Below are 26,436 nucleotides of genomic sequence, written 5' to 3'. Positions count from 1 at the left end.
GACTGACCGGAATGAGGATGGCGACGAGCGAGGCCGAGCTCAAAGCGCTGATGATCGGCAGCCTTGACGGCGATGCGCTCGCGCATGGCCTGCTGCTGCGCGCGCTCGTGCCGCTCCTCACCGCCTTCTATAGACGGCGTCTGGCGCGGGCCGAAGATGTCGAAGACCTCGTACAGGACACCCTCATCACCGTGCACACCCGTCGAGAGACCTTCGATCGCAGCCGTCCCTTCACCGCCTGGCTCTATGCGATCGCGCGGTATCGGACGATCGACCACTATCGGCGTCATCGCCAGACGGTGGCGATCGAGGACGTCGAGTCCATCCTGATGGCCGAGGGCTTCGAAGACGCCGCCGGCGCGCGTGTGGACGTCGATCGCCTGCTCGCGACCCTGTCTCCCAAACAGGCGCGCGCGATCCGCGACACCCATGTCGAGGGCAAGAGTATCGCCGAGGCCGCCTCCGGTGCCGGCATTGGCGAGTCGGATGTGAAGATCTCGGTGCATCGGGGCCTCAAGGCGCTCGCCGCCCGGATCAAAGGCCAAGGATGATGAAGACCGAACAGCTTATCGATTCGCTCAGCCAGAACGTGTCTCGGGTGCCGCGTCACGCGGTCCCCAGACGCATCGCAGTCGGCTTGGCGGCCGGCGGGCTTGTGGCGATGCTCCTGATCGCCGTGACGCTCGGAATCCGTCCGGATCTGCGCCTGGCCATGCACGGCTTCTCCTTCTGGATGAAGTGGACCTACACCCTCTCGCTCGCGCTGGGCGCAAGCTATGCGATCATCCGCCTGGCGCGGCCGGCGCCCGCGCCCTTGCAGGGGCTCTGGCTGCTCGCCGCGCCGGTGCTGGTCCTGGTCGGGATCGGGGTCGGCGAGCTCGCCCGCACGCCGTCGTCGGAATGGCTGGCGATGTGGCTTGGCCGCAGCTGGACCTCCTGTCCCTGGATCGTGCTGACGCTCGCCGCGCCGATCTTCGCCGGCTTGCTCTGGTCCTTCCGCAAGCTCGCCCCCGCTCACCTGCGGGCGGCCGGAGCGATCGCCGGCCTCAGCGCCGGCGCATGGGCCGCGACCATCTATTGCCTGCACTGTCCCGAGGTGTCCGCCATCTTCGTGCTCACCTGGTACACCCTGGGGATCGCCGTGGCGGCGGCTCTGGGCGCGCTGCTGGGGCCGCGGCTCCTGCGCTGGTAGCTGACCTCGCGAGCATAGCCCCAGGGGAGCGGCGGGTCAGTGCCCGCCGGAGGTGTTGATCGGTCCCTTGGGTTTGGGAACGAACCAGATCAGCGTCGCCGCGAACGCAAAGCAGATGGCGATCGCAGCGAACACATTGAGCGTCGCCAGCATATAGCTCTGCCCTTCGAGGAGGCCGGCCAGCAGGGTCCTCGCCGCCTCCGGCGGGGCGCCGCTGGCCATCATGCCATCGAGCGTGGCCTGTCCCTGCGTCATCGCCCCGGTCAGCTCGGCCTGATTGTGCCGGGCCGCGTTCGTCCAGCCGGTTTGAACCAGGGAGGTGGCGAACGCGCCGCCCAGCACGCGCATGAAGTTGGAAATGCCGGCGGAGTCCTCCTGCTCGTCCGGATCCACGCTCGCCATGCAAAGGCCCGTGACCGGAATGATGAACATCATCAGGAAGAAGCCGGTGAGCAGCATGGGCCCCGCCATCTGGATGAAGGCCATGTCGGGCGTGAAGCCCATCCGCCACACCGAGACTAGGCCCAGCCCTAGGACGCCGATCGACACGATCAGCCGAGCGTCGATCGTCTCGACCGCCTTGCCGATGATCGGCGAGGCGATGATGGCCAGCACGCCCATGATCCCGGTGGCGTAGCCCGCCCAGGTGGCCGTGTAGCCCATGTTCGACTGGAGCCAGAGCGGGATGATGACGACCGTGGCGAAGAAGGTGCCGAAGGCCACGCAATAGGTGATCGAGGCCGCCACGAACCCGCGATGGCGGAAGACCCGCAGATTGACGATGGGGTGCTTCTCCGTCAGCTCCCAGATGAGGAAGGCCACGAAGCCGACTGCGGCGACGGCCGCCAGGAGCCGGATTTCCGCGGCCGCGAACCAGTCGTGGTTGCGGCCCTCGTCGAGCATGATCTGCAGGGCCCCGACCCAGACGACGAGCAGCCCGAGCCCGACGATGTCGATCCGGGCCTTGATGACCGCCTCGACCCGGCCGCGGAAGATGTAGAGCAGCCCGAGCCCGCCGGCGATCGCAAAGGGGATCTTGATATAGAAGATCCATTCCCATCCGATGTTGTCGGACAGGAGGCCGCCCAGGATCGGGCCGGCGATCGGGGCGATCGTGGTCGTCATCGCCCAGATGATCGTGGCCACCGTGGCCTTCTCGCGCGGGAAGACGCGCAGCAGCAGGGTCAGGGACAGGGGAATGAGCGTGCCGCCGGCGAGGCCGAGGAGGACCCGGGAGGCGATGAGCATGCCCAGGGTGCTCGACAGGCCGCAAAGCAGCGAGAGAACGCCGAAGGCGAGGAAGCTGGTGATGAACACCCGTTGCCCGCCAAACCGCCGCGCCAGCCACCCGGTGAGCGGCACCATGATCGCTTCGGCCACGGCGTAGGAGGTGATGACCCAAGTCGCTTGCGAGACCGACACCCCAAGGCCGCCGGCGATGTTCGGGATCGACACATTGGCGATGGTCGTGTCGAGGATGACGAGGAAATTGCCCAGGCCGAGCAAGGTCGCGGCGATCGCGAGCTTCATGCCGGTCAGGGGCCGGTGAGCTTCATCTTCGTGTTGGGCGATGGCTTCGGCCATGGAAGGACGCTCCCGGCTGATCAGTTGGAGACGTCGATGTCGACGGTCATCGACAGGCCCACGCGCAAGGGATGTTCGGCGAGCTGCCTCGGATCGAGTCGGATTCTCACCGGCAGGCGTTGGACGACCTTGATCCAGTTCCCGGTGGCGTTCTGGGCGGGCACCACGGCGAAGGCCGCGCCCGTGCCGCCGGAGAAGCCGACGACCGTACCGTGATACTCGACGCTCTCCCCGTAGAGATCGGAGGTGAGCGTGACCCGTTGTCCGGGCCTCACCTTCTTGAGCTGCCCTTCCTTGAAGTTGGCGTCCACATAGGCGGCCTGGATCGGCACGATGATCATCAGCATGGCGCCGGCTTGCACGCGCTGGCCGACCTGGACCTGACGTCGGGAGACGATCCCGTCGACGGGCGCGCGCAGAACTGTGCGCTCGAGATCGACCCGGGCCTGATCGCGCGCGGCCCGCGCGGCGAGGACTTCGGGGTTGTCGGCTCCGGCCCTGGTTTCGATCAGAGCCCGGTTCGCATTGCGGCTGCCGATGGCCGACGTCCGGTTCGCCGCCGCCTGGGCGCGCGCCGCGTCGGCGGCCTGGTAGTTCGCAAGCGCGGTGCTGTGCGCATTTCGTGCAGCGGTGAGTTCCTCCTCCGAAACCGAGCCCGACGTGACCAGCGCCTCGCGTCGTTGAAGATCCACCCGCGCCCGGTCCAGATCGCCGCGGGCGGCCGCGAACTGCGCGGCGGCCCGCGCCTGGTCGGCGCCCCGGGCGGTGATCTGCGCGCCAAGACCGCTGTCGTTGGCGATCAGGCCGCGGACACGGCGTTCGGTCGCCGCCAGCTCGGCCTCGGCCCGGGCCAGGGCGAGCGTTGCGTCCGTATCGTCCAGCCGGACGAGGACGTCGCCACGCTTGACCGCCACGGTATCGTCGACGAGCACCTCGCGAACCGGCCCGCCGATCAGCGGCGTCACCTGGGCGACGTTCGCGCCCACATAGGCGTTATCGGTCTCCACATGGTTCGAGGCGATCACGGCGCCGTAGGCGAAATAGCCCGCGCCGAGCACCGCGACCGTGGCGGCCAGGCCGACGAACAGCCGTTGTCGGGTGCGCTTGACGCGCAGATCGTCGAGCCCGGGGCCGTCTGCGACGGGGGTGTGGGGGTGATCGATGTCGGGGGTGGAGTTGGTCATGGCTTAACCCTCAGAGCGGAAGCCGCCGCCCAGCGCGCGGACGAGCGCGACATCCAGGGCGAAGGCACGAGTTTTCAGGACGGCGACGGCCCGGCGCGCGGAGACGAGCGCGTCTTCGGCGGCGAGCACGTCGAGATAGGTGGCCAGGCCGCCGCGATAGCGGTTGTTGGCGACGGTCCAGGCGGCGGTCGCGGCCCGTTCGGCCTCCAGGCCGTGCTCGAGCCTGCGCCCCAGCGCCCGATCGCTGGCCGTCGCGTCGGCCACGTCCCGCAGAGCCTGGGCCAAGGCGCCGTCATACTGCGCCACCGCGGCGCGGTAGTCGGCTTCGGACGCGCGATAGCCCCCGTCCAGTCGTCCCCCGTCGAAGATCGGCAGGGTGATGGCAGGGCCGACCGTGCCGAACTCGGACCCCGACTTGAACACATTCTCGACGCCGAGGGCCTGAAGGCCGATCAGTCCGGCGAGATTGATGTTGGGATAGTAGGCGGCGCGCGCTTGAGTGATGCGGCTGGCCGCGGCCTCGCTGCGGAGCCGCGCGGCGATGATGTCGGGCCGGCGGCCGATCAGGTCGGCCGGCAGGTTCGCCGGCAGGCCAAACGCCATGTCGACCAGGGCCGCGGGACGGCTGATGGCGGCGCCGCGATCCGGACCGGCGCCCAGCAGGACGGCGATGCGATTGCGCGTCAGCGCCAGCATCTCATCCAGGCCGGCCAAGTCGCCCTGGGTCGTGGCCAGCGCCGAACGCGCGCGCTCCACGGCGCCGTCGTTCTCAAGGCCCTGGGCTTTGCGCCGCACCATGAGGTCGAACGTCCTGCCCCGGATTCGGACCGCGTCGCTGAGGGCGTCGTGTTCGGCGTAAAGCGCGGCGAGGTCGGCGTAGGCCTGAGCGATGCCCGAGGAGACGGCGAGACGCGCCGCTGCGGCCTCGGCTCCCGCCGCCGCGCTGTCCGATCTCGCGGCCGCCAGGGCCGAGCGATTCTTGCCCCAGAAATCCAGCTCCCAATCGAGACGGAGCGCGGCCTGGCCGTAGTCGGGCCAGTCCTGCGGCAGGACGTCGCCAGGGATAAGGAAGTTATAGCTCTGCTTGGTCGCGCCGGATTCGGCGCTGGCGTTCAAGGCGGGCAGGAGCCGGCTCCGCGACTGGCGTACCATCGCCTCGGCGCGCTGGAACCGTGCCTGGGCGATTCGCAGATCGGCGGCCCCGGCCAAGCCCTCCTCGATCAGGCCGGACAACTGCGGATCGCCGTAGGCGGCCCACCAGCGATCGGAGGGCCAGTCGGCTTGCGGCGCCGCGAGGCTGCTGGCGCTGGCCAGACTGTCTGGCGAGACAAGCGATGGAAGATCTCCCCTTTCCGGAAGCATGGCGCAGCCGCTCAACACTAGGGCTCCGGCTAGGGCGCCGAAGCTGATCGCTCGGCCCGACCGATCGGAACGTCTCATTGGCCACCCCCCTTATAAGTAGACTGTACGGTCTGGTAATGGCGGCCGACTTGCTTCGCAATGGAAAACTGTACAGGCTGGTTTAGGAAAGGAGCCGGCATGAGGGTAAAGACAGACGGGCGACGCCAGGCGATCCTGGGCGCCGCGCTCCAAGTTTTTCGCGAGGTGGGCTATCAGCGGGCCAGCATGGCCGCGATCGCCGCGCGGGTCGGCGGGTCCAAGGCCACGCTCTACAGCTACTTCAAATCCAAAGAGGAGCTCTTCGCCGCGGCCATGGTGTCGGCGCTGGATGATCAGGGCCAGGAGGCGATCGGGCTGCTGGACCCCTCGGACCCGGACGTCGCCTCGGTGCTGCGACGCTTTGGGGAGGCCGAGCTGACCCTGCTGACGTCATCCGACGCCATCGCAATCCTGCGGGCCGCAATCGCCGAGGGAGGGAATTCACAGCTTGGCGCGATGCTGTTCAAGATCGGACCCGAGAGCGCCTGGAGCCAGGTCAGGGACTATCTCGTCGAGCTCCAGGGTCGGGAAGTATTGCGCCCGGCGGACCCGCAGATCTTGGCGGCCCATCTGAAGGGGCTTCTTGAATCGGGCGTGGTCGAACCGCTGCTCTTCGGCGCCGATCCGTGGTTCACGCCCAAGGATGCGGCCGCCACAGCCGTGGACGCCTTCCTGCGCCTTTACGGCGCCGGGACGCCGGGCAGGAGCGAATAGCGCCGGCAGGACGGATGCGTCGATTGGATCGTGAGGTGTAACCGCCGCCAAGCTTGCCACGTAATCACAAGGGCGCCCACGCGTTAGTTAGGACCCCCAATGTCATTGCTTCAGAAATACGCGGTCTCCCCGCTGCCGTTGCCGCAAGGCTGGTATGCGCTCCCGCTGCGCCTCATCCTTGGATATGGCTTCTTCGCCCACGGCTACGCCAAGCTCGCGCGGGGCCCTGAGAATTTCGCCGGCATCCTGCATTCCATCGGGATGCCGTTCCCGGAACTGCTGAGCTGGGGAACCGTCGCGGTCGAGATCATCGGCGGCCTCATGATCATCGCCGGCGCCTTTGTGCCACTCGCAACCGTTCCCATGATCGTGGTACTGCTCGTCGCGATCTTCACCGTGCACCTCCCGAACGGCTTCAGCTCGATCAAGCTCATGTCCTACGACGCCAGTGGCGCGCATTTCGGACAGCCGGGCTACGAGACCGATCTTCTCTATATCGCCGGTCTTGTGGCTCTCTCGATCGCGGGTGCCGGGCCGTGGTCGGTCGACAACTATCTCCAACGCCGATGGTCGCGTTTTCGCGGCAGCTGACGATCCGGACCTCGGGGGTGCGGTCAGCGTCGGAGGGTTACGCCGCACCTTACCCCAATCAGTCACGCACTGAGATTTCATGCGGCTAGCCTCTCCGACCAGAACCCAGATCGAACGACGTGCCCTTCGGCGTGGCGCGATGCCAGGACTAGGTAGATGAAACGCCGATCATTTGGGACAATGCGATGCCAGGGGGATCATGCCCGATCTCGGACTCGACCTTAGGTACCTGCGAAATCTGATTGTCGCCGCAGAGCAAGGAAGCTTTCGCAGGGCTGCAGAGGTGCTGGGTGCGTCCCAGTCATCGATTACGAGGCGCGTGCAGTTGCTGGAGCGCCGCCTGGGATTCGCTGTGTTCGACAGGACGCCTGCCGGCATCCGGCTGACCCGAGCTGGAGCCCGGTTTCTGTCGGAGGCTGCGCGGGGCGTCAATTATCTGGATCGTGCCATGCAGCTAGCCGCTTCAGCGGACCGGGGCGAACGGGGGGTGATTCACGTTGGGATCCTCGCCTCCCTGAATTCGGGCCATCTGCGCGAGATGCTAGCGGCGTTTCGAGACAAACATCCGAATGTCGAGGTCGTCATTCACGAAGCGACGCCCCAAGAGTGCCTCCACTGCTTGGCGACAGGGCACTTGGACATCTTGTTTCTCACCGGCGTTGAGGCTGCGCCTGGCTACCTCGCTGAGATGCTCTGGAAGGAGAGCGTGTTCATAGCCATGCCTTCCGAGCACCCGTTGGCCGGTAGAGATGAGATTACTTGGGACGAGGTTCGTCATGAGACTTTCATCGTCAGCGCTGGCGGTCCCGGGGCAGAGATCCACAATTTTCTGGTTAGGCGATTGGCTGAGTTCGGATTTCAGCCCGATGTCCGTATTCAGCAAGTCGGGCGCGAGACACTCATGAACCTCGTCGCCATTGGATACGGACTCACTCTGGTCGAGACTTCATTTGTCGATACCAAGCAGCAGGGCGTAGTCGCCTGCAGGGTCGCCGGCGAAACGGGCGTACTTGAGTCGAGCGCCATCTGGTCTGCGAGAAACTCAAATCCGGCGTTGAAGCGATTGATGAGCGTCGCGCGCGCGGTGAAAATCGCAGCCGCGTCAGCACGGCGAACGGCCGTTGGAATCCTTATGCCACTGATGGCGCTCCTCGCTCCTCCCGGCGTGCCCGCGCAAATCCCCGATCTGTTTCTATGAAGCGTTGAACCATGGGTGCGATCAGCACGGAGGGATCACCGATCGCCTGGCCCGCTTCTCGTCCAAGAATTTCAGCATAGGCGACCAACTCCCTATGCAGGGCGGCGGGTAGTTCGACGGTGACCTTGACCGGCTTTTGGTTCGGGATGCCGGACAGCTTCAGCTTTGCCATGATCACCCTCCATATGGCTCGAGCAGGAGGTCGCGCGTGACGAGAACGTGCACCGGGGACCCCGGCCGGATGGTCAGCGTGGGTGCAATGTTGAGCTGTCTCCGAACCATCTGCTGCCCAGCATCATTGATCGTATCCTGGCCGCCGTTGCGGATCGCTTGAATCAAACGATCGTCATCATCGACGGCAAGCTCCGCGCCGACGCCGAGCAGCGTTGAAAGCCCCGCTGCCTTGGCAAGGTCCCACCAGTGATAATCGACACGGTCCTGCAGGCCTGCGAAGCCTTCAGCGTCAGCACCCGGTTGACGGTCGAGGACGATCGACCGGCCGTTCGGGAAAATCAGTCGGCACCAGACCAAGAGCACGCGGCTTTGCCCCGACTGAACGTTGCTATCGTACTCACCGATGACCCGTGTCCCTTGCGGCACCAGCAGGATGCGGCCCGTAGGGCTGTCGTAGATGTTCTCGGTAACCTGGGCGGTTATCTGACCGGGAAGGTCCGAACGGATCCCCGTGATCAGTGCGGCGGAAATCACGGCTCCGGCCTGCAAAATGTTTAGCGACGCCGGCGCGGCGACGCGATCGGGAGCGGCGGTGCGTCGGCCGGCGGCCGCATTGAGGAACGCGTTCTGCCGGTCCTGTGGCGTGGGCGTCGCCGGCGAGGAGGCCAAGCCAAGACCGGCGAGATCGGGTGCCGGTTGCGTGGCAGGCGTCGCCTGGGACGGTAGTGCGGACGCTGTCATTGTTTCGGTGGCGGCGAACAAACGCGCCGTGCGCGCCGCTTCAAGCTCCTGAATGCGCCTCTGCTCTTCTGGGCTGGAACCCGGGCCGGGAGCGGCCACGCCGGGCGCGGGAACAGGCTGGCCTCTGTTCTGTGCGGTCAGCATCGGCCGACCGAGATCACCCGGCAGCGGAGGTCCGAGCTGAGGCACGCCGGAATAGTCACGTGGCAGGCCGGCGATGCCGTCGGCCGTCGCGCGGTTCTCGGTCGAGTAGAGCTCCTCGTTTGGCCGACCGCCGTCGGGCGTCTGAAGGGAGTAGATAAGCGCGCCGCCGATCCCGACGCTGGCCATCAGGCCAAGGCCTGCCAGCACCTTTCGCGACAGGCGGGTGACGCGCGGCGGCTCTGCGCGAAGCCGCATCGGCGCCGGACCGACGGGGTCCCCGGTCAGCGGCCGCGCCTCCTCGTCCAGTTCTTCCTCTTTCCTCGGCTCGGTCTCGCTCACGACGTCGGGCTCCCATCGGTGCGCACGATGCGGACGCGCTTCTGGCGATCGCCGGGCCCCATGCGCAGCTCGGCGGCGGCAAAGAGTCGATCGACGATCATGTAGTGGCCGCGTACCCGGTAGTTCACCAACTCCGAGACGTTGCCCTCGGAGCCGACGACGAACAGTGGCGGCAGCTCGCCCTGGCCGATGCCGCGCGGAAATTCGATGAAGACCTGGTGGCCGTCGTCGAAGGCGCGCAGCGGCCGCCATGGCGCCCGGTCCCCGTCGATTGCGTAACGGAAGTTAACGTTGGCGAGGTCGACGCCCGATGCGACGGGCTGTGCGACCTCGGCTTGGCTGTTCTGCCGGCGCAGCGCGATGAGCTGATCCTGCGGGTACTGCCACGAGACCGAGGCCATGTAGGTGCGCTCGGTCGAGCGGAGTTCCATATGGTAGGTGCGCAGGTTGGTGTTGATGATGAGGTTGGTCATCAGGTCTGGCCGGGTCGGCTTGACCAGGATGTGGACCTGCAGGGTCGGCCCGGCGCCGCTCTGCGTGTCGCCAATGATCCAGCGCACCGTATCGCCGGCGGCGACCGGACCCGAGCCGACGAGTTGCTCGCCCGGCTGCAACGCGATGTCGGTGATCTGTCCGACGGCGGTGTAGACTTGGTAGAGCGCGCCCTGGGTGAACGGATAGACCTGCATCGAGTTGATGAAGCCGTCGCGCACCGGCTCCATGCGCGCAGCAGCATTGGCCTGGCTGACGCGCGCCGTCGGGTCGGTCGGCTCCGGCGTGGATCGAGAGGGTTCGACGCGCTGCATCTGCCCGGGCAGGGGGAGCGGCCGCGGGATTTCGACCACGGTGACTGGCCCCGGGGGGGGCACAGTCTGTACCGCCGGAGCAGCGGCATCGTACGAAATCTCCGGCGGCGGAGTGCTGGTGGCGCAGCCGGCGACCGCGGACGTCGCCAGCATCAGGAGCGGCAATGCGCTTCGTCGCAGAGCCGGGATCGTTGAAATGTGTGAAGCCGGGTTTCCGGCTTTACGGAAATACGGCTTCATTGCCCAAGCTCCCGTGACCAGTTGACGGCGTTGACATAGATGCCGAGCGGGTTCGCCCTGAGCCGGTCGGCGTTGCGCGGGATCTGCACCACGATCGTCAGGATCGCGGTCCAGCGCGTGGTCTCGGCGAGCTGGCCGTTCTCATAGCGGCGCTCGACCCAGGCGACGCGGAAGCTGTCGGGGGACGCGCGAATGACGCTGGAGACATCGACGGCGATCTGCTGGCGGCCGACCTTCGCAAACGGGTCGTTGGACCGAGCGTAATCGTTCAGGGCCATGGCGCCGCGATCGGTCGTGAAATCATAGGCGCGCAGCCAATTCTGGCGCACGATGATCGCGTCGGCCGGAATCGAGCGAACCTGCTCGATGAAACGCGCGAGGTGGAAGGCGATTTGCGGATCGGTCGGCCGGTAGTCGGCCTCTGCGGGCGCAACCGCCTGCGCCTGACCGAGCCGGTCGACCTGCACCACCCACGGCACGATCGTCCCGCGGGCCGACTGCACGACGAGCGCGGTCGCGAAGCCGGCCGACAGGATCAGCGAACCGAACGCCATGAGCCGCCAGTTCTTGGCCTGAACACGCGAGGCGCCGATGCGTTCATCCCAGACCTGGGCGGCCCGCTGATAGGGCGTCTCCGGCTCGGAAGCTTTGCCGTAATGGGTGATTGGTCGTTTGAACATCAGCGATCGCCTTCGGAAAGATTGACAGAAGAGCCGCCGCCATGGGCGTCGCCGGTACGGACGGCGTGGGCCGTGGCCTGGACGGCATGGGTCATGTGCTGGGAGCGGCGCATCCGCTGGGCCCAGGCCGGGGGAGCGCCCGCGGTCGCGGAAGCGGCGGCAGCGGTGCCGTCACCGGCCGCGTCACCGCCGATCGAGCCTGCGGTGGACGTGCCGCCCGTCGCCTCGAACGCGGCTTTGCCGCCGGCGTTGAAGCTCGAGCGCATGCTTTCGGCGGCACGCGATGCGGCGCGGCGAAGGGGGGAGACGGCAGCACTGCCGCCAGCGCGGGCAACCCCGCCGAGCCCGGACGCCACACCGGACGCGCCGGACTGACCGGCTGCGCCAAGGCTGTAGGCGGTGGATGCGCCGCCAGCGACTGCAGCGCCGCCACGAGCGGCGGCGGCGGCGCCACCGGCCAACGCAGCACCACCCGATGCGGCGGCGCCGACGGCGCCAGCGCCGAGCGCCACCATGCCGCCTGCGGCCATGCCGGTGCCGACCGCAGCGCCGGCGCTGAGCTGCGGGCCGCCGGAGACGAGACCACTGGCGATGCCGGGACCGAAGATGCCGAGGCCGAGCAGCGACAGCGCGGCGAGCGCTATCGCCATCGCTTCGTCGATGGTGGGGGTTGCCCCGCCGAAGCCGGACGTGAACTCGGAGAAGAGGGTCGAGCCGATGCCGATGATGACGGCGAGGACGAGAACCTTGATGCCGGAAGAGATAACGTTGCCGAGCACGCGTTCGGCCATGAAGGCCGATTTGCCGAACAGGCCGAACGGGATCAGCACGAAGCCAGCGAGCGTCGTCAGCTTGAACTCGATGAGCGTGACGAAGAGCTGGATGGCGAGGATGAAGAAGGCGAGCAGCACCAGCGCCCAGGCCAGGAACATGCAGGCGATCTGGATGAAGTTCTCGAAGAACGACCAATAGCCCATCAGACTGGAAATCGAGTCGAGCAGCGGCCGTCCGGCGTCGAGACCGGTCTGCGCGACCTTGCCGGGGCGCATGAGATCAGCCGTGGTGAAGCTCGTCCCGCTGGCTTTCAGGCCGAGCCCGGCGAAGCTTTCGAAGATGATCCGGGCGAGGTTGTTCCAGTTGCCGATGATGTAGGCGAAGACGCCCACAAACAGCGTCTTCTTCACCAGGCGGGCCATGATGTCGTCGTCGGCGCCCCAGCTCCAGAAGAGTGCGGCCAGCGTCACGTCGATGACGATCAGGGTGGTGGCGATGAAGGCGACTTCGCCGCTGAGCAACCCGAAGCCGCTGTCGATGTAGCGGGTGAAGACCTCGAGGAAATGGTCGATGACGCCGGTGCCGCCCATGATGTTATCTCGCCTCGTCGAGCTGCGGCGGCGCGATCGGCGCGGCGGGCTCCAAGGCCGGCTGATCGGTACGGCCCGGTTGGGGAGTGGGGTCGTTTCGCGGCGCCGGCGGCATGTCCGGCAGTCGCTCGGCAGGTCGCGCGCCGGGCGCGAGGAAGCGGTTGCGGTTTTCGGCCCAAGCCCGCAAGCAGGCGGGGTCGCGGGGACCGGCTTCGCCGAGCGTCTGGCAGCGGATCAGCGCGTCGCGCAATGGGTCGGCCGCGGTCACGGCAGCGCGGCCGGACGGCCACGCCTCGGGCGCTTCCTCTTTCCGGCTCATCTCGATCGCGGTCGCAGTGATCGCGACCGCGACGAACACGACGGCGCCGAGCCGGGCGAGCATCTTGCCGTCCATGGCCGCGCCCTCAGTTGCCGTTAGGGAACATGCGGGCGTTGCCCGGCTGGTAGCCGCTGCCCGGCGTCAGGAAGCGACGGCGCTGCTCGCGACCTTGCTCGGCCGCGGCCGCGCGCTCGGCCTCGGTCAAGCTCTGCGCGCGACCGTTTGCGGCGACCACAGCCGTCAGGTCCGCGAGTTGCTGCGCTTGCAGGGCGAGAAGCTGGTTGCCGGCCTGTGTCGCCTGCAGCGCGCCGGTCGCGCCCTGGCTCTGGCCGACCAGCGCCGACATCTGGGTCCGGTTCGTGTCGATGTTGCCGACGACGCCGGCCTGGACGCGCATCGCGTCCTGCAGGCCCCCGACGGTATTCTGCCAACGCTCGCGCGCGCCGGCCACGAGCTGCTGGTCCGAGGCGGACATCGACGCGTTGCCGTAGGTGGTGCGGAACGCCTGGTCGATGTTCTGCACATTGTAGGCGATGCGCTGCGCTTCGCCCAAAAGCTGTTGCGTCCGCTGGACGGACTGCTGGAGATGCTGGAGCGACGAGAATGGCAGGCTCGTGAGGTTACGCGCCTGGTTGATCAGACCGGTCGCCTCGTTCTGAAGCGACGTGATCTGGTTGTTGATCTGCTGAAGCGCCCGCGTGGCGGTCAGGAGATTCTGTGCGTGGTTGGTGGGGTCGTAGACGATCCCGCCAAACTGCGCGTGGGCGGGCGCGGCCATGAACGGGATCGCGGCGACGGAAACCGTCAGCAGCGCGGCGGTCATGCGCAGCGCGCGCGAGCGGGAACGAACGGTACGGGTCATGAGCGTGCCTCCGGATCGGTTTGGGGGATGACGTTGGTGAGGTCGGCGATGAGGTCGGCGGCCCAAGCGAGCCGATTTTCGGCAAGCCACTCGACAAGGAAGCCGTCAGTGCCGCTGCGGGCGTGGACCTCGGCGATCAGTGCCTGATGCTGCTTTGATGAGGCGGCGCAGAGCGCGAGCGCCACGTCCGACAAGCCCAGCTCGAACAGCCGGTTGCCGCGCCGGGACTGGCAGTAATAGTCGCGCTTGGGCATCGCCCGCGCGAGGATCTCGATCTGGCGATCGTTGAGCCCGAACCGGCGATAGATGGCCGTGATCTGCGGCTCGATGGCCCGCTCGTTCGGGAGCAGGATGCGGGTCTGGCAACTTTCGATGATGGCCGGCGCGATCGCCGACCCATCGATGTCCGACAGCGACTGCGTGGCGAAGATGACGCTGGCGTTCTTCTTTCGCAGCGTCTTCAGCCACTCGCGGAGCTGACCGGCGAAGCCCTCGTCGTCCAGCGCCAGCCAGCCTTCATCCACGATCAGTAGCGTCGGGCGACCGTCCAAGCGGTCCTCGATGCGGTGGAAGAGATAGGCGAGCACGGCGGCAGCGGCTCCAGTGCCAATCAGCCCTTCGGTCTCGAAGACCTGAACATTGGCTTCGCCCAGATGCTCGGCCTCGGCGTCGAGCAACCGGCCATAGGGACCGCCGACGCAATAGGGTCGGAGCGCCTGTTTCAGGTCGTTGGACTGCAGCAGGACGGAAAGACCCGTCAGCGTCCGCTCGCTGATAGGCGCGGACGCCAGCGATGACAGCGCTGACCAGAGGTGCTCCTTAACCTCGGGCGTGAGCGGCACGCTCTCGCGTCCTAAGATCGCGACCAGCCAATCGGAGGCCCAGGCGCGCTCGGCGACATCGTCGATGCGCGCGAGCGGCTGAAGCGACACGCTGTCTTTTGAGCCCTCCGTGAGGCCGCCGCCGAGATCGTGCCAGTCGCCGCGCATGGCGAGCGCGGCGGCGCGGATGGAGCCACCGAAGTCGAAGGCGAAGACTTGGGATTGCGGATAGCGCCGGAACTGCAGCGCCATGAGCGCCAGCAGCACCGACTTGCCGGCGCCGGTCGGGCCGACGATCAGCGTATGGCCGACATCGCCGACATGGATGGAAAGCCGGAACGGGGTCGAGCCTTCGGTCTTGCCGAACAGCAGTGGGGGTGCTGCAAAATGCTCGTCGCGTTCCGGTCCCGCCCACACCGCCGACAGCGGGATCATGTGGGCGAGATTCAATGTGTTGATCGGGGGCTGGCGGACATTGGCGTAGACATGACCGGGCAACGAGCCGAGCCAGGCGTCCACCGCGTTGATCGTCTCGGGCATCGCGGTGAAGTCGCGGCCCTGGATCACCTTCTCGACCATCCGCAGCTTCTCGGCGGCGATGCGCGGGTCATCATCCCAGACAGTGATCGTCGCCGTCACATAGGCCTGGCCGGCATAGTCCGCGCCCAGCTCCTGCAACGCCATGTCCGCATCGGCCGCCTTGTTCGAAGCATCGGTGTCGACCAGCGCCGACGCCTCGTTGGTCATCACTTCCTTCAGAATGGCGGCGATCGACTTGCGCTTGGCGAACCATTGTCGCCTGATCTTGGTCAGCAGCTTGGTCGCGTCGGTCTTGTCGAGCAGAACGGCGCGCGTGGACCAGCGATAGGGAAAGGCCAGCCGGTTCAGCTCGTCGAGGATGCCGGGCGTGGTCGCGGTCGGGAAGCCGACAATGGTGAGGATGCGGACATGCGCATCGCCCAAGCGCGGCTCCAGCCCGCCGGTGAGCGGCTGATCGGCCAGCAGCGCATCGAGATACATCGGCGTCTCGGGAACGCGAACGCGATGCCGCTTCGTCGAGACGGTCGAATGCAGATAGGTCAGCGTCTCGCCGTCATCGAGCCAGGCGCATTCCGGCATGAAGGCGTCGATGAGCTGGAGGATGCGATCGGTGCGGTCGGCGAGGCCGCGCAGGATCTCGTGTGCATCGACGCCGGCGTGATCGCGGCCCTCGTAGAGCCAGGTCTCAGCGCGGGCGGCATCCTCGGCCGGCGGCAAATAGAGGAAGGTCAGGAAGTAGCTGGACTCGAAATGCGCGCCGGCCTCCTCGAAGTCGGCCTTGCGTTCGGCGTCGACCAAGGCGGAGGCGCTGTCGGCGAACATGCTGGCCGGATAGGTCGCCGCGCCATGGCGCTGCGCTTCGACGAAGATCGCCCAGCCGGAGCCGAGGCGACGAAAGGCGTTGTTGAGCCGGCCGGCGACGGCGACCAGCTCGGCCGGCACGGCGCTGTCGAGGTCGGGGCCGCGGAAGCGCGCGGTGCGCTGCAGGCTGCCGTCCTTGTTCAGCACGATCCCTTCGCCGACCAAAGCGACCCAGGGCAGGAAGTCGGCGAGCCGGGTGTTGCGGTTGCGATATTCGGCGAGGTTCATCATCGGCGCCGCTCATCAGACCGACAGGTGGCCGGGGATGCGCAGATGCTTGCGCACGACGTCGACGAACTGCGGATCACGCTTGGCGGCCCAGACGGCCGCGAAATGCCCGACAGCCCAGAGGCCGAGACCGACCAGCCAGAGCCGAAGGCCCAGGCCCAGCGCGGCCGCCAATGTGCCGTTGAGGATGGCGAGCGAGCGCGGCGCGCCGCCGAGCAGGATGTGCTCGGTAAGCGCCCGATGCACCGGAACCGAGAAGCCCGGCAGCTCGCCGCCATGGTCGACGCCATCGGCCATCAGACGAGCGCCCCGCCGCCAAACGAGAAGAAGGACAGGAAGAAGCTGGACGCGGCGAAGGCGATCGACAGGCCGAAGACGATCTGGATCAGCTTACGCGCGCCGCCCGACGTGTCGCCGAAGGCCAGCGTCAGGCCGGTGATGATGATGATCATCACAGCGATGATCTTGGCGACCGGTCCCTCGATCGATTCGAGGATCGATTGCAGCGGCGCCTCCCACGGCATCGACGAGCCGGAGGCGTGGGCGGCCGGCGCGAGCGCCAGCGTTACGATGGTGACGGACACCGCCGTGGCGATGTGGCGGCGGATGCGCAAAGCATGCTGGATCATGACGGGTCTCCTGTGAGGGGCTGGCTTGCGGGGGTGACGCGGTAGTCGCCGTCGGGGCCGAGGCCCTCGATGCGGGCGAGTTCGGTGAGGCGGCGCGACGCGCCGCGACCGGACAGCACGGCGACCAGGTCGATCGTCTCGGCGATCAGCGCGCGCGGGACGGTGACGACGGCTTCCTGGATGAGCTGCTCCATGCGACGCAGCGCGCCGATGGCGGTGCCGGCGTGGATTGTTCCGACGCCGCCGGGGTGTCCGGTGCCCCAGGCCTTCAACAGATCGAGCGCCTCGGCCCCACGCACCTCGCCGATCGGGATGCGATCGGGGCGCAGGCGGAGCGAGGAGCGGACAAGATCGGAGAGCGAGGCGACGCCGTCTTTGGTCCGCATCGCGACCAGATTGGGCGCGGCGCATTGCAGCTCGCGCGTATCTTCGATCAGGACGACGCGGTCCGAGGTCTTCGAGATCTCGGCCAGCAGCGCGTTGGTGAGAGTGGTCTTCCCGGTCGAGGTGCCGCCGGCTACGAGGATGTTGCGCCGGTCGGCTACGGCCTGGCGCAAGGTCTCGGCCTGACCCGCAACCATGATCCCGGCGGCGACATAATCGTCGAGCGTGAAGACCGCGACGGCGGGCTTACGGATTGCAAAGGCCGGCGCGGACACCACGGGAGGCAACAGCCCCTCGAACCGCTCCCCCGTCTCGGGCAGCTCGGCCGAGACACGCGGGGCGCCGGGATGAACCTCAGCGCCGACATGATGGGCGACTAGACGGATGATCCGCTCGCCGTCCGAAGGCGACAGCAGCTCGCCTGTGTCGGAAAGCCCTTCGGAAAGCTGGTCGATCCAGAGCCGCCCATCGGGGTTGAGCATCACCTCGACGATCGCGGGGTCTTCCAGAAATCGAGCGATCGCCGGCCCGAGGGCCGTGCGCAGCATGCGCGCGCCGCGAAGGATCGCCTCCGATTTCTGGTGAGTGGCCGCCACGTCGTCCCCGTTCTCTTGCAGGTCCGCGACATGCGGCCCTGGATCGGGGATGAGTAGAGGAGGCAGAAATCACGGCCTGACAACAACCATAATGTGGTCGTCGTACTGTGGCGTACAAATACAGGTAAACGGCGGAATGCCGGAATACTTGCGGTGTACGCTGTCGTGATTAATCCGCGTCGTGCGCGGGCGCGATGTCCTCCGAAATCTCTTGTCGAAGTTTCGGCCCGTGAGCGAGTCGCCGTCCGAGCGCGGTGACGAACGCCTCGTAGCGCTCGCCGGCTTTGGCGCGCGCCGCGGCCTGGGCAGGCTCGGGGAGCGGCGGGTTCGTCGTCAACCAGAAGCGGATGAACACGGCCAGCGTTTCGACGGCGATCCCAAGGTCGCGCTCCATCCGCGCCATTCGTCGGTCGATCTGGTCGAGCCGCTTCGTCGTCGCAGCCTCCTGCCGTTCGGCAGCGTCAGGCGACAGGAAAGAGGCGATGCCGGCTTCTGCGATCAGCGAGAGGGATTGATCGCGCCGGGCGGCATGTGCGGCGAGCGTCCTCATGACGTCGGGTTCGAGATAGACCGACAGCCGCTGCTTCTTGGGAGATTTTGCCATGCTGCCTCCTAAAGCTCGATGCCATCGCCGGGATCGAGCGACGCCTGGCGTGCGACCTGGCGCATGGTCTGGTTCATGCGCGAGAGGCGTGCGGCGTCCTCATCGGCGTCATCGCGGGGATCGATCTCAAATTCGTTTTCGATGGGTTGCTTAGGCTCGACGGGCTTTGCGCGGCTCAGTTCTGGCTGGTGCCGGCGCTCGGAGTCGGTCGTATCCTCATCCTCCGACCCGCTCCCGCCGCCAGTCGCGATCGACACGGTCGGCGTCGCTGGAAGGGGCAGCGTACTCCAGTCGTCCGGTCGGGCCGTTGTCGGCTTCACCAGGTTCGGTGGCGCTACGATGCGTTCCTGAAATCGGAGATCCTCATAGTATCGCGCCTTTTTCGCGCGGATCGGCGGGGTGCCGGCGACCATGACGATTTCGTCCGATGGCGGAAGTTGCATGATCTCGCCGGGCGTCATCAGTTGCCGGGCCGTTTCCGAACGCGACACCATCATGTGACCGAGCCAGGGCGACAGGCGATGACCGGCATAGTTCTTCATCGCGCGCAGCTCTGTCGCGGTGCCGAGGGCGTCTGAAACACGCTTGGCGGTCCGCTCGTCATTCGTCGCGAAGCTGACGCGCACATGGCAGTTATCGAGGATCGAGTTGTTCGGGCCGTAAGCCTTCTCGATCTGGTTCAGCGACTGGGCGATGAGGAAGGCTTTGAGACCGTAGCCCGCCATGAATGCCAAGGCACTCTCGAAGAAGTCGAGGCGGCCGAGCGCTGGAAACTCATCGAGCATCAGCAGCAACCGATGACGGTTGCCCTTCGCCTGCAGATCCTCGGTGAGCCGCCGACCGACCTGATTGAGGATCAGGCGGATCAGCGGCTTGGTCCGGTTGATATCGGACGGCGGCACCACGAGGTAGAGCGTCGTCGGATGCTTGCCGCCAACGATATCGACGATGCGCCAGTCGCAGCGGCGGGTGACCTCGGCGACGACGGGGTCACGATAGAGACCGAGGAACGACATCGCGGTGGACAGAACGCCCGACCGCTCGTTGTCCGATTTGTTGAGCAGCTCGCGCGCAGCACTGGCGATCACCGGATGCGGGCCGGCCTCGCCAAGGTGGGCTGTCTTCATCATGGCGGCCAGCGTCGACTCGATCGGCCGCTTCGGATCGGAGAGGAAGGCAGCGACGCCTGCCAGGGTCTTGTCGGCCTCGGCATAGAGCACGTGCAGGATCGCGCCGACGAGCAGCGCATGGCTCGTTTTCTCCCAGTGATTTCGCTTTTCAAGCGAGCCTTCCGGATCGACCAAGATGTCGGCGATGTTCTGCACGTCGCGGACCTCCCACTCGCCGCGACGCACCTCGAGCAGCGGATTGTAGGCGGCCGATTTCGTATTGGTCGGATCGAACAGCAGCACGCGACCATGCCGTGCGCGATAGCCGGCGGTGAGTGTCCAGTTCTCCCCCTTGATGTCATGGACGATAGCTGAGCCGGGCCAGGTGAGCAGCGACGGCACGACCAGGCCGACGCCCTTGCCGGAACGCGTGGGTGCAAAGCACAGCACATGCTCGGGGCCGTCATGGCGGAGATAGTCGCGCTCAAATTTTCCGAGGACGACGCCATCCGCGCCCAAGAGGCCGGCGGCGCTCACTTCGCGAGCATCGGCCCATCGGGCGGAACCGAACGTCTCGGCATTCTTGGCCTCACGCGCCCGCCAGAGGGACATGCCGATCGCGACGGCGATGGAGATGAAGCCGCCTGACGCCGCGATATAGGCGCCTTCGATGAAGATCGGCGGCGCATAGGCATCATAGAAGTACCACCACCAGAAGATGGCGGGCGGATAGTAAATCGGGCAGCCAGCCAGGTCGAACCACGGAACTCCGAGCTGCTGTTGGAAGCCGAGCCGATAGGCCGTCCACTGCGTCGCCGCCCAAGTCGTCATGAGCACGATCAGGAAGACGGTGAGAATCTGGCCCCAGAGGATTTTGGTCGCCGACATGGCGGGTACTCCTTTCATGGTTGGGCTACATGCCGAGGCCGCGGTTGCGGCCGAAGCTCCAGTCGACGCCGCCGGCGCCGCGCGACACGCCGGAGACGTGCTGACCGACCTGACGTTCGAGGGACGGCGACCAGGGCACGAGCTGGAAGCCGAGGCCGTCGTCGATCATGGCGAAGCGGCCCGATGCGAGCGCGAAGCGCTGGCGATAGGTGCCCGCCACGTATTCGCCTGTGGCGGCCTTGGTGAATTGGCGGCCGGTCTCGGCCGCGAGCTTCTCCCCAAGGGCCTCCACTTCGCGCTGTCGCAGTGTGTCGATCAGCCCGGGCGAGAAGCTGACGCCGCGCGGTTGCCGCTCGGCGAGACCCTCACCAATAAGATGTTCGGCTCGCCTCTCCATCGCCTCGCGCACCTCCGCGCCGAAGCCCCCGCCGCCGAGCGCGACAGGATCGCGGGCGATTGCCTGCCGGTCGAGCCAGGTCGCGCCGGTCGCGGTGACCTGCCGCTCGATGTCGAGGTCGGAGCGCACGGCGATCGCGACGCGTCGTTGGCCGCGCGCGTCGTCGAACTTGCGCAGCTCCACGATCGAGCCCGGCGCGCTGTCGCCGGCAGCGTCGAGGTCGGGCAGTTTGATGTGATGGGTGCGTCCGTCCGTGCCATCGACAACGGCGTAGGTCGTGCCCTTCAGCTCGTCGTCGAGACCGCGATCGACCAGCCGGCCGACGACAGGATCGTCAATGCTCTCGCCGGCCAGCACATAGCTGGCCGCACCGCGCTCGATGCCGCGCTCGGTCAGACCCCGGTGAATGCGCTTGATGATGTCGCCACGCTCGCCCAGCTCGCGCAGGGTCGCCTCGGCATTCTCGGATACGACCCATTGGCCAGGGCCGACCTGATCGGCGAGGCCGAGCGTCTCCAGCTTTCGCAGCCGACCGACTTTCATCGCGTGGAATTCGTCGGGCTGGCGATCGGAGTGCGGAGCCAGATCGACGACGCCGGTGCGATAGCTGTCCCGGGCGAGTTGGCGATCGAGATTGGTCCAGCGCTCGGCCTCGATCTGGCGTTCCAGATTGCGGCGTATCTCGTGATCGGTGCGCGGCCCCAGCTCTTGGGTGACGAGATCCTGTGCGCGGGCGCGCATGCCTTCCTTGATGTAGTCGCGAGAGATCACGAGGTCCTGGCCGTCATCGGTGCGCCCGCGCAGGATGATGTGGACGTGGGGATTATCCGTGTTCCAGTGATCGACGCAGACCCAGTCGAGGCGGGTAGCCAGGTCCTTCTCCATCTGCCCCATCAGGTCGCGGGCATAGGTTTTAAGGTCGGACATCTCCGTCGCGTCCTCGGGCGAGACGATGAACCGGAAGTGATGCCGGTCGTCCTGGGTCCGCTCCGCGAAGGCCTTGGGATCGGCGTCCTCGGTCTCCGGCCCGAACAGCCGGGCCTTCTCTCCATCCCGGGTGACGCCCTCGCGCCGCAGATAGCTGAGGTGGGCGGAGAGCGGCGCGGCCCGAGCGGTGTGCCGGACGACGCGTGTCTTGATCACTGTGTTGCGCGATCGGCTGGTGAGCAGACGATTGGCCTGCACCGTTGCGCGCTGGCCTCGACCGAACCGCGAGCGGTTGCCCGAGCTGATCTTGCCGGAGCGCGAGACGCTGCCGCCGGCGCGCTGGGCGGCCGCCAGCGCCTGGGCGATGAAGGGCCGCGCCTGCTGGGCGCGGGTCGAGCGGATGCGGCCAGGCCGGATGCGGAAATCGTCCTCGCCGCTCATGGTCGAGGCCCCGCACATCTTGCAAAGCCGAGGAAATCCTTGCAGAAATCGCGATGGCGCAGGCTCCGCCGATCAGGCGCACCTCGCGCAAATGCGCCATAAGTCTCTGAAAACACACGACCGCGCCAGGCCGCACATCGCGCGCTTTTATCTCGCCATCGTTCGGTTGTGCTGCCTGTTTTTCCCGCCTCTGACGCCAACTCCACGCCAGAACCCGACAATGCCGCATGGAGTGCGAAACCACTCATCGCGGCCCCGCAGTATCAGTCCGCGCCACGAATAGGCCGTCCGATCGCGGTGCAGGCAGGTCCGGATCGCGAGCGGACTCCCGCGCAGAGGGTGCGGCCGGATCGCCGTCCCGCTGCCGCTGGACTGCACCCGCGCTGCTGTCGACCTGCACGATGAAGAGTGGCGCACGGGTCCAGGCGAGCGGATCGGCGGTCGCCACCGTGACGGGGGCAGCGAGATCGCCGCCGCCGATGATCGGTGCGAGGGCGGCGACATAGGCGCGTGTTTCGGCCGGCAACGGGCGGCCGGTCGCCCGATATTCCTCGTAGCGGCCGGGACCAGCGTTGTAGGCCGCCAGAAAGCCGGGCGAGCCGTATCGATCGTGCATCTCGCGCAGATACGCCGCGCCCGCCATGATGTTATCGCGCGGGTCGTAGGGGTCGTTGCCGAGACCATGTCGAGCGCGCAAATTTGCCCAGGTCGCGGGCATGATCTGCATCAGGCCCATCGCGCCGGCCGATGAGATGGCGCGCATGTCGCCGGCGCTTTCGACGCGCATGACCGCACGAATCCAATGTTCGGGAACGCCAAATCGTCGCGCAGCCTCGGCGATCAAGGCGGCGTAGGGATCGACGCGAGAGAGGCGTTCGCCCGACACGGTCTGTGCATTCGCGTCGGCGCAAAGCGGCGCGGCGGTCAGCAGGCCGGAAAGGAGAAGGAAGGCTGTGCGCCGGACGGTGGAATGCCGGCCGGCGACAGCGCGATGGCGGCGGGCCGACATCGTTCAGTCCCGCTCGCTGCGCCGGGGCGGGCGGTTCCAGTGCAGACCCCAGGCGGACTTGTCGTCGGCCGACTGGAACAGGTTAGCGCGGACCGGTTGGCTGAAGGTCGGATCGTCGAGTTGCAGCGAGACGTATTCGCCGGCCTTCTCGCCGGTGCGCTTCCAGCCGGCTCCAACTTCGGGACCGTCCTCATCCGATCCGAGATGAACGCGATAATCCGGCGCGTTCTCCGCGTCGGATTGCTCGGCGGGCACAAGCACCAGGTCGGCGTCGAGAGCGAGCGTTTTGATGCGCCCGGCATAGCCCGACGTGGTGCGGCTAAATTGACCGATCAGGGACATGATTGCCTCCATTGATGTGCGGTGAGGTTGGGAACGGGCACGTCGTCACCGCGTCGTCGCGCGCCAGACGAAGCGACCATCGCCGTCCTCGTCGGTGTAGAGAGGAATGGCCCGGCCGATGACGGCGGAGGCGGGAAGCGGTCCGAAGTAGCGGCCGTCGAGGCTGTCGCGGACCTGCCAGTTCATCAGGAATAGCTCGCCCTCGGCGACGACGCGGCAGCCCTGCCAGACGGGCAGCGGATTGCCGCGACGATCGCGGTCGAGCGCGTCGCCCATCGGTACGGCGTCGACAGTGATGGCGAGGCCGGTCCTGCAAACGCGTTGGCCAGGAAGCGCCGCGACGTGCTTGATAAGCGGTACGCCGCGCGGCAGATAACCGCCCTCGGCGAGGAAGCTCGCGAGGGGCTCGGGCGCACGCACGGCGACCAGATCGGTGACCTCGGGGGACGGGTTTGGCGCGATGGCATAGAGGCCGATCGGCGTGCTGGCCGACGCATTCCAGATCAGCTTCGGCGCGAAGGAAACGATCGATAGGATGCCGAGCAACGACACGGCGCCCGTCGTGGTGACGGCGTAGCCAAGCCGGGTCATGCGCCGATCCTCCGCGCCAGGAGAAAGGCGCGATGGCGCTGCGTCGTGTAGGCGCGCGGCGTCTCGCCGACGGCCAGGCGATTGTGAACGTGCCGCCAGTAATCGGGCGCGACCTCGGCCGGATCGATGCCGATGGCCTCGATCGCGTCGATGAGCTGGAGCATGCGCTCCACCCTCGGCCAGCCGTCGACGCGCAGCAGAATGTCGCCGCCGGGCGTCACGGTCGGGATTGTCTGGCAGGGTTCGCGAGGACCCACCGCGCGCAGAATGTCGAGGCGGGAGAGCATGGTGCCGTGCTCGTTCGCGGCCCAGCGCACCAGCGCGAAGACCGCGCCGGAAGGGAAGAAGAGGATACGGCGGCGACGGTCGAGGACCTGTTCGCGGACCTCGCGGCCGAAACGAATCCAGTGCTCGATTTGCTTCTCGATCCAGACGAGTTCGACTTTGGTGAGATCCGCAGGCGGCGCGGGAGGTGCGCGGCCGGCGCGCGCGGATACGGCAGCAAGGCCGGACATCAGTCGTCTCCTTGGGATTGTGGGAATTCGCGTTCGAGCAGCGTGCGGAGCATGTCGGCGACAGTCTGGCCGCGCTGGAAGGCCGCAATCTTGATGCGGCCGCGCATGTCGGCGGTGACGTCGATGGTCAGCCGAGCCGAGAAGTCGTCGGCGGATTGCGGTCGCTGTGTCTGGCGATCGGGCGCCTTGATCCAGTTTTCTGGATCGCCTGGCCGAGATGCGAACCCACGCTTGGGAGATCGTTCGCTCATGCACCGATCCTCAAGATTTCGGCCGCGAGCGCGGTGATCTCGCGCGCACCCGGACAATCCTGGTCCTGCTCCGCGGCGATCCGGCCGGTCTGCACGACATCGGCGAAGACGATGCGCTGACCGATGGTCGTCGCGAGCAATGGCGGGTCGTGGTCGGCGAGCGTCTCGACGGTTTCGCGGGCGAGCACGGTGCGCGCCGCGCAGCGGTTCAGCACGAAGCGAGCGGCAAGCTCTGGGCGGTAGATGCGTGCTTCATTGAGCAGCGCAAGCATCTCGGCCGACGCCCAACCGTCGAGCGGTGACGGCTGCACTGGGATCAGCACGAGGTCGGCGGCGAGCAGCGCCGAGCGCATCAGACCGGCGACACGCGGCGGTCCGTCGATGACGACGTGATCGACGTCACGCGCCAGCTCCGGCGCTTCGCGATGGAGTGTGTCGCGCGCCAGGCCGACGACACCGAACAGCCGCTGCAATCCCTCCCGGCTGCGTTGCTGCGACCAGTCCAGCGCCGAGCCTTGCGGATCGGCGTCGATCAGCGTGACCCGCTTACCGCCCCGCGCCCATTCGCCGGCGAGATGCAGTGCCAGCGTCGTCTTGCCGACGCCGCCCTTCTGGTTGAGGAACGCGATGATCATGACGGTCTCCCGGCGATCGGGGACTCGTCCACAGCGGCCGAAAAACGGGTTCGCGTTAGAAAGATTCCGTAGGAATCTAGGTTAGATAAGTTACGGGGCTCGCAAGCTGCTGATTCAGCGCGATGAATCGGCGATTTCGGTCCCCGATAGCACGAGAGTCCGGTCCCCGATGGCACGATAGTGCCGGTCCCTGATAGCACGAGATGATTCACAGCTTATCCCCAGGGCGAGTTGTCGAGCGGCGTCGGCGGCGCGGGATGCCGAGGGCGTCGGGATCGGTTGGTACGAAGGACAGGATTTCGGGGCCGCCGACGCATTGCTCGATGGTCAGGCGATAGCCGGGCAGCGGCTGGCGGCGGACGATCTCGCGCAGGTCGTAGGCGAAGTGCTTGAGCGGCGAGAGGCTGCCGGATTTGGCGTGGAGGTGGGGGAAGTCGAAACTCCAGCCGAACTCCTGTTTGCCCCCGTGCTTGCGCACGAGACGGTAGAGCCAGCGCTCCAGGCCGCCGGTGAGATCGAAGTATTTGCGGTCGATCGTCAGCACGAGCGCGTCGTCAAGCACGGCGCCGTAGAACCAGTCGGGGACAATCAGCTCGAGGCCGAGCGGGCGGCCGCGGTGATCGGCGCGTTCCTTCCATTCGTTGATCCAGGAGAAGCGGTGCATCCGCCGTTCTGTCGGCTGGCGGATAGAGGTCGCGACCGTGGTCGACTGCAGCCGGTCGAGCGCGGCCTTGAGGCGGTCGTAGTCGCGGAGCGACACGCCGCGGCCGATGAAGTTCAGAATTTCATAAGGTGTGGTCGCCATCAGGCGCGACGGTCGCAAGCCGACATCGCGCGCTTCGACGATCTGCGAAGCTGCCCAGATTAGGACGTCGGCGTCCCAGATCGTGGCCATGCCATGCTCGGGCACGGCTTCGACGCGGATCTTCACCGACCCCGCCTTGAAGTCGATCGGCGCCAGGCGCTTCGACTTGGCGAGCGAGAAGAACGGATAGGCCATGAGGTCCTGCGCGTCGCGGGGTGCGAGATCGCCGGGCAGCGCCCGGAACAGATCGAGCTGCGCGCGCTCCTCGCGATGGTGGGGGTGGGACGACAC

Annotated in this window: 29 protein-coding genes; 5 read left to right on the top strand and 24 right to left on the bottom strand. The window is 66.9% G+C overall.

Annotation, left to right across the window (positions count from 1 at the left end; translation table 11 throughout):
- Window positions 1–17 precede the first annotated feature (17 nt).
- Window positions 18–551: a sigma-70 family RNA polymerase sigma factor gene (locus tag sphantq_RS00145; RefSeq protein ID WP_272799262.1), complete on the top strand. Its 534-nt coding sequence runs from the start codon at window positions 18–20 to the stop codon at window positions 549–551.
- Window positions 551–1,192, top strand: coding sequence for a DUF1109 domain-containing protein (locus sphantq_RS00140; protein ID WP_091742613.1), 642 nt, complete (start codon window positions 551–553; stop codon window positions 1,190–1,192). The genes sphantq_RS00145 and sphantq_RS00140 overlap by 1 nt, the downstream gene beginning before the upstream one ends.
- 36 nt (window positions 1,193–1,228) lie before the next feature.
- Here sphantq_RS00140 and sphantq_RS00135 read toward each other — a convergent pair whose 3' ends face one another.
- From sphantq_RS00135 to sphantq_RS00125, 3 genes are read right to left on the bottom strand one after another with little or no spacing between them, the layout of a single operon-like run.
- Window positions 1,229–2,776, bottom strand: coding sequence for a DHA2 family efflux MFS transporter permease subunit (locus tag sphantq_RS00135; RefSeq protein WP_272799261.1), 1,548 nt, complete (start codon window positions 2,774–2,776; stop codon window positions 1,229–1,231).
- A 20-nt stretch (window positions 2,777–2,796) separates the two neighbouring features.
- Complete coding sequence (locus sphantq_RS00130) at window positions 2,797–3,960, bottom strand: HlyD family secretion protein (protein WP_091740245.1); 1,164 nt, start codon at window positions 3,958–3,960, stop codon at window positions 2,797–2,799.
- A gap of 3 nt (window positions 3,961–3,963) precedes the next feature.
- A complete protein-coding gene (locus sphantq_RS00125) occupies window positions 3,964–5,400 on the bottom strand; it encodes an efflux transporter outer membrane subunit (protein WP_272799260.1) in 1,437 nt (478 codons plus the stop codon).
- A 99-nt stretch (window positions 5,401–5,499) separates the two neighbouring features.
- On the opposite strand from sphantq_RS00125, the gene sphantq_RS00120 reads away from it, so the two are divergent.
- The 3 genes from sphantq_RS00120 (at window position 5,500) to sphantq_RS00110 (ending at window position 7,903) form a co-directional block, all read left to right on the top strand.
- The gene (locus tag sphantq_RS00120; RefSeq protein WP_272799259.1) at window positions 5,500–6,114 is read left to right on the top strand and encodes a TetR/AcrR family transcriptional regulator; all 615 of its coding nucleotides are present in this window, start codon (window positions 5,500–5,502) and stop codon (window positions 6,112–6,114) included.
- A gap of 99 nt (window positions 6,115–6,213) precedes the next feature.
- Window positions 6,214–6,705 carry a DoxX family protein gene (locus sphantq_RS00115; protein WP_091740236.1) on the top strand — a complete coding sequence of 164 codons (492 nt, stop codon included), beginning with the start codon at window positions 6,214–6,216 and terminating at the stop codon, window positions 6,703–6,705.
- A gap of 199 nt (window positions 6,706–6,904) precedes the next feature.
- Complete coding sequence (locus tag sphantq_RS00110) at window positions 6,905–7,903, top strand: LysR family transcriptional regulator (RefSeq protein ID WP_091740233.1); 999 nt, start codon at window positions 6,905–6,907, stop codon at window positions 7,901–7,903.
- Here the strand turns inward: sphantq_RS00110 and sphantq_RS00105 are convergent.
- The 21 genes from sphantq_RS00105 to sphantq_RS00005 form a co-directional block, all read right to left on the bottom strand.
- Entirely contained in the window at window positions 7,836–8,075 is a 240-nt protein-coding gene (locus sphantq_RS00105) for a DUF2274 domain-containing protein (protein ID WP_091740231.1), read from the bottom strand. The genes sphantq_RS00110 and sphantq_RS00105 overlap by 68 nt on opposite strands.
- A gap of 2 nt (window positions 8,076–8,077) precedes the next feature.
- Complete coding sequence (locus sphantq_RS00100) at window positions 8,078–9,301, bottom strand: TrbI/VirB10 family protein (protein ID WP_272799258.1); 1,224 nt, start codon at window positions 9,299–9,301, stop codon at window positions 8,078–8,080.
- Window positions 9,298–10,347, bottom strand: coding sequence for a P-type conjugative transfer protein TrbG (gene trbG, locus sphantq_RS00095; RefSeq protein ID WP_091740224.1), 1,050 nt, complete (start codon window positions 10,345–10,347; stop codon window positions 9,298–9,300). Before trbG ends, sphantq_RS00100 begins: the two co-directional genes overlap by 4 nt.
- Window positions 10,344–11,027 carry a conjugal transfer protein TrbF gene (trbF, locus tag sphantq_RS00090; RefSeq protein WP_272799257.1) on the bottom strand — a complete coding sequence of 228 codons (684 nt, stop codon included), beginning with the start codon at window positions 11,025–11,027 and terminating at the stop codon, window positions 10,344–10,346. The genes trbG and trbF overlap by 4 nt, the downstream gene beginning before the upstream one ends.
- The gene (gene trbL / locus sphantq_RS00085) at window positions 11,027–12,391 is read right to left on the bottom strand and encodes a P-type conjugative transfer protein TrbL (RefSeq protein ID WP_091740218.1); all 1,365 of its coding nucleotides are present in this window, start codon (window positions 12,389–12,391) and stop codon (window positions 11,027–11,029) included. The genes trbF and trbL overlap by 1 nt, the downstream gene beginning before the upstream one ends.
- Before the next feature lie 4 nt (window positions 12,392–12,395).
- Window positions 12,396–12,785, bottom strand: coding sequence for a putative entry exclusion protein TrbK-alt (trbK-alt, locus tag sphantq_RS00080; RefSeq protein WP_091740215.1), 390 nt, complete (start codon window positions 12,783–12,785; stop codon window positions 12,396–12,398).
- A gap of 10 nt (window positions 12,786–12,795) precedes the next feature.
- Window positions 12,796–13,572 carry a P-type conjugative transfer protein TrbJ gene (gene trbJ, locus sphantq_RS00075; protein WP_091740212.1) on the bottom strand — a complete coding sequence of 259 codons (777 nt, stop codon included), beginning with the start codon at window positions 13,570–13,572 and terminating at the stop codon, window positions 12,796–12,798.
- On the bottom strand, window positions 13,569–16,025 hold the full coding sequence (gene trbE, locus sphantq_RS00070; RefSeq protein ID WP_091740209.1) for a conjugal transfer protein TrbE: 2,457 nt from the start codon (window positions 16,023–16,025) through the stop codon (window positions 13,569–13,571). The genes trbJ and trbE overlap by 4 nt, the downstream gene beginning before the upstream one ends.
- A gap of 12 nt (window positions 16,026–16,037) precedes the next feature.
- Window positions 16,038–16,319: a VirB3 family type IV secretion system protein gene (locus sphantq_RS00065; RefSeq protein WP_091740206.1), complete on the bottom strand. Its 282-nt coding sequence runs from the start codon at window positions 16,317–16,319 to the stop codon at window positions 16,038–16,040.
- The gene (locus sphantq_RS00060; RefSeq protein WP_091740203.1) at window positions 16,319–16,651 is read right to left on the bottom strand and encodes a TrbC/VirB2 family protein; all 333 of its coding nucleotides are present in this window, start codon (window positions 16,649–16,651) and stop codon (window positions 16,319–16,321) included. Before sphantq_RS00060 ends, sphantq_RS00065 begins: the two co-directional genes overlap by 1 nt.
- Complete coding sequence (gene trbB, locus sphantq_RS00055; RefSeq protein ID WP_342666787.1) at window positions 16,648–17,583, bottom strand: P-type conjugative transfer ATPase TrbB; 936 nt, start codon at window positions 17,581–17,583, stop codon at window positions 16,648–16,650. Before trbB ends, sphantq_RS00060 begins: the two co-directional genes overlap by 4 nt.
- Before the next feature lie 217 nt (window positions 17,584–17,800).
- The gene (locus tag sphantq_RS00050) at window positions 17,801–18,235 is read right to left on the bottom strand and encodes a CopG family transcriptional regulator (RefSeq protein WP_091740197.1); all 435 of its coding nucleotides are present in this window, start codon (window positions 18,233–18,235) and stop codon (window positions 17,801–17,803) included.
- 8 nt (window positions 18,236–18,243) lie between these two features.
- Window positions 18,244–20,232, bottom strand: coding sequence for a conjugal transfer protein TraG (locus tag sphantq_RS00045; protein WP_091740194.1), 1,989 nt, complete (start codon window positions 20,230–20,232; stop codon window positions 18,244–18,246).
- A 25-nt stretch (window positions 20,233–20,257) separates the two neighbouring features.
- A complete protein-coding gene (locus sphantq_RS00040) occupies window positions 20,258–21,997 on the bottom strand; it encodes a relaxase/mobilization nuclease domain-containing protein (protein ID WP_091740192.1) in 1,740 nt (579 codons plus the stop codon).
- A gap of 244 nt (window positions 21,998–22,241) precedes the next feature.
- Window positions 22,242–23,006 carry a lytic transglycosylase domain-containing protein gene (locus tag sphantq_RS00035; RefSeq protein WP_272799256.1) on the bottom strand — a complete coding sequence of 255 codons (765 nt, stop codon included), beginning with the start codon at window positions 23,004–23,006 and terminating at the stop codon, window positions 22,242–22,244.
- Window positions 23,007–23,009: 3 nt separating this feature from the next.
- Complete coding sequence (locus tag sphantq_RS00030) at window positions 23,010–23,348, bottom strand: DUF736 domain-containing protein (RefSeq protein WP_272799255.1); 339 nt, start codon at window positions 23,346–23,348, stop codon at window positions 23,010–23,012.
- Window positions 23,349–23,393: 45 nt separating this feature from the next.
- Window positions 23,394–23,939, bottom strand: a complete 546-nt coding sequence (locus tag sphantq_RS00025) for a S26 family signal peptidase (protein WP_272799254.1) — start codon at window positions 23,937–23,939, stop codon at window positions 23,394–23,396.
- On the bottom strand, window positions 23,936–24,454 hold the full coding sequence (locus sphantq_RS00020) for a DUF2840 domain-containing protein (RefSeq protein WP_272799253.1): 519 nt from the start codon (window positions 24,452–24,454) through the stop codon (window positions 23,936–23,938). The genes sphantq_RS00025 and sphantq_RS00020 overlap by 4 nt, the downstream gene beginning before the upstream one ends.
- Window positions 24,454–24,705 (bottom strand): hypothetical protein, encoded by a 252-nt coding sequence (locus tag sphantq_RS00015; protein ID WP_272799252.1) that lies wholly within the window; start codon window positions 24,703–24,705, stop codon window positions 24,454–24,456. The genes sphantq_RS00020 and sphantq_RS00015 overlap by 1 nt, the downstream gene beginning before the upstream one ends.
- Window positions 24,702–25,340 (bottom strand): ParA family partition ATPase, encoded by a 639-nt coding sequence (gene parA / locus sphantq_RS00010; RefSeq protein ID WP_272799251.1) that lies wholly within the window; start codon window positions 25,338–25,340, stop codon window positions 24,702–24,704. Before parA ends, sphantq_RS00015 begins: the two co-directional genes overlap by 4 nt.
- A gap of 208 nt (window positions 25,341–25,548) precedes the next feature.
- Window positions 25,549–26,436: a replication initiator protein A gene (locus sphantq_RS00005; protein ID WP_272799250.1), complete on the bottom strand. Its 888-nt coding sequence runs from the start codon at window positions 26,434–26,436 to the stop codon at window positions 25,549–25,551.

The organism is Sphingobium sp. AntQ-1 (genome assembly GCF_028538045.1).
Lineage (GTDB): Bacteria > Pseudomonadota > Alphaproteobacteria > Sphingomonadales > Sphingomonadaceae > Sphingobium > Sphingobium cupriresistens.
The sequence above is the reverse complement of the archived record's forward strand: the minus strand, read 5'-3'. Positions and strand labels throughout refer to the sequence as shown.

Bases quoted from the DNA above. Each gene is read 5' to 3' on its own strand.
- sphantq_RS00145 (WP_272799262.1), top strand. From the start codon at position 18: ATGGCGACGAGCGAGGCCGAGCTCAAAGCGCTGATGATCGGCAGCCTT.
- sphantq_RS00140 (WP_091742613.1), top strand. From the start codon at position 551: ATGAAGACCGAACAGCTTATCGATTCGCTCAGCCAGAACGTGTCTCGG.
- sphantq_RS00135 (WP_272799261.1), bottom strand. From the start codon at position 2,776: ATGGCCGAAGCCATCGCCCAACACGAAGATGAAGCTCACCGGCCCCTG.
- sphantq_RS00130 (WP_091740245.1), bottom strand. From the start codon at position 3,960: ATGACCAACTCCACCCCCGACATCGATCACCCCCACACCCCCGTCGCA.
- sphantq_RS00125 (WP_272799260.1), bottom strand. From the start codon at position 5,400: ATGAGACGTTCCGATCGGTCGGGCCGAGCGATCAGCTTCGGCGCCCTA.
- sphantq_RS00120 (WP_272799259.1), top strand. From the start codon at position 5,500: ATGAGGGTAAAGACAGACGGGCGACGCCAGGCGATCCTGGGCGCCGCG.
- sphantq_RS00115 (WP_091740236.1), top strand. From the start codon at position 6,214: ATGTCATTGCTTCAGAAATACGCGGTCTCCCCGCTGCCGTTGCCGCAA.
- sphantq_RS00110 (WP_091740233.1), top strand. From the start codon at position 6,905: ATGCCCGATCTCGGACTCGACCTTAGGTACCTGCGAAATCTGATTGTC.
- sphantq_RS00105 (WP_091740231.1), bottom strand. From the start codon at position 8,075: ATGGCAAAGCTGAAGCTGTCCGGCATCCCGAACCAAAAGCCGGTCAAG.
- trbG (WP_091740224.1), bottom strand. From the start codon at position 10,347: ATGAAGCCGTATTTCCGTAAAGCCGGAAACCCGGCTTCACACATTTCA.
- trbF (WP_272799257.1), bottom strand. From the start codon at position 11,027: ATGTTCAAACGACCAATCACCCATTACGGCAAAGCTTCCGAGCCGGAG.
- trbL (WP_091740218.1), bottom strand. From the start codon at position 12,391: ATGGGCGGCACCGGCGTCATCGACCATTTCCTCGAGGTCTTCACCCGC.
- trbK-alt (WP_091740215.1), bottom strand. From the start codon at position 12,785: ATGGACGGCAAGATGCTCGCCCGGCTCGGCGCCGTCGTGTTCGTCGCG.
- trbJ (WP_091740212.1), bottom strand. From the start codon at position 13,572: ATGACCCGTACCGTTCGTTCCCGCTCGCGCGCGCTGCGCATGACCGCC.
- trbE (WP_091740209.1), bottom strand. From the start codon at position 16,025: ATGATGAACCTCGCCGAATATCGCAACCGCAACACCCGGCTCGCCGAC.
- sphantq_RS00065 (WP_091740206.1), bottom strand. From the start codon at position 16,319: ATGGCCGATGGCGTCGACCATGGCGGCGAGCTGCCGGGCTTCTCGGTT.
- sphantq_RS00060 (WP_091740203.1), bottom strand. From the start codon at position 16,651: ATGATCCAGCATGCTTTGCGCATCCGCCGCCACATCGCCACGGCGGTG.
- trbB (WP_342666787.1), bottom strand. From the start codon at position 17,583: ATGCTGCGCACGGCCCTCGGGCCGGCGATCGCTCGATTTCTGGAAGAC.
- sphantq_RS00050 (WP_091740197.1), bottom strand. From the start codon at position 18,235: ATGGCAAAATCTCCCAAGAAGCAGCGGCTGTCGGTCTATCTCGAACCC.
- sphantq_RS00045 (WP_091740194.1), bottom strand. From the start codon at position 20,232: ATGTCGGCGACCAAAATCCTCTGGGGCCAGATTCTCACCGTCTTCCTG.
- sphantq_RS00040 (WP_091740192.1), bottom strand. From the start codon at position 21,997: ATGAGCGGCGAGGACGATTTCCGCATCCGGCCTGGCCGCATCCGCTCG.
- sphantq_RS00035 (WP_272799256.1), bottom strand. From the start codon at position 23,006: ATGTCGGCCCGCCGCCATCGCGCTGTCGCCGGCCGGCATTCCACCGTC.
- sphantq_RS00030 (WP_272799255.1), bottom strand. From the start codon at position 23,348: ATGTCCCTGATCGGTCAATTTAGCCGCACCACGTCGGGCTATGCCGGG.
- sphantq_RS00025 (WP_272799254.1), bottom strand. From the start codon at position 23,939: ATGACCCGGCTTGGCTACGCCGTCACCACGACGGGCGCCGTGTCGTTG.
- sphantq_RS00020 (WP_272799253.1), bottom strand. From the start codon at position 24,454: ATGTCCGGCCTTGCTGCCGTATCCGCGCGCGCCGGCCGCGCACCTCCC.
- sphantq_RS00015 (WP_272799252.1), bottom strand. From the start codon at position 24,705: ATGAGCGAACGATCTCCCAAGCGTGGGTTCGCATCTCGGCCAGGCGAT.
- parA (WP_272799251.1), bottom strand. From the start codon at position 25,340: ATGATCATCGCGTTCCTCAACCAGAAGGGCGGCGTCGGCAAGACGACG.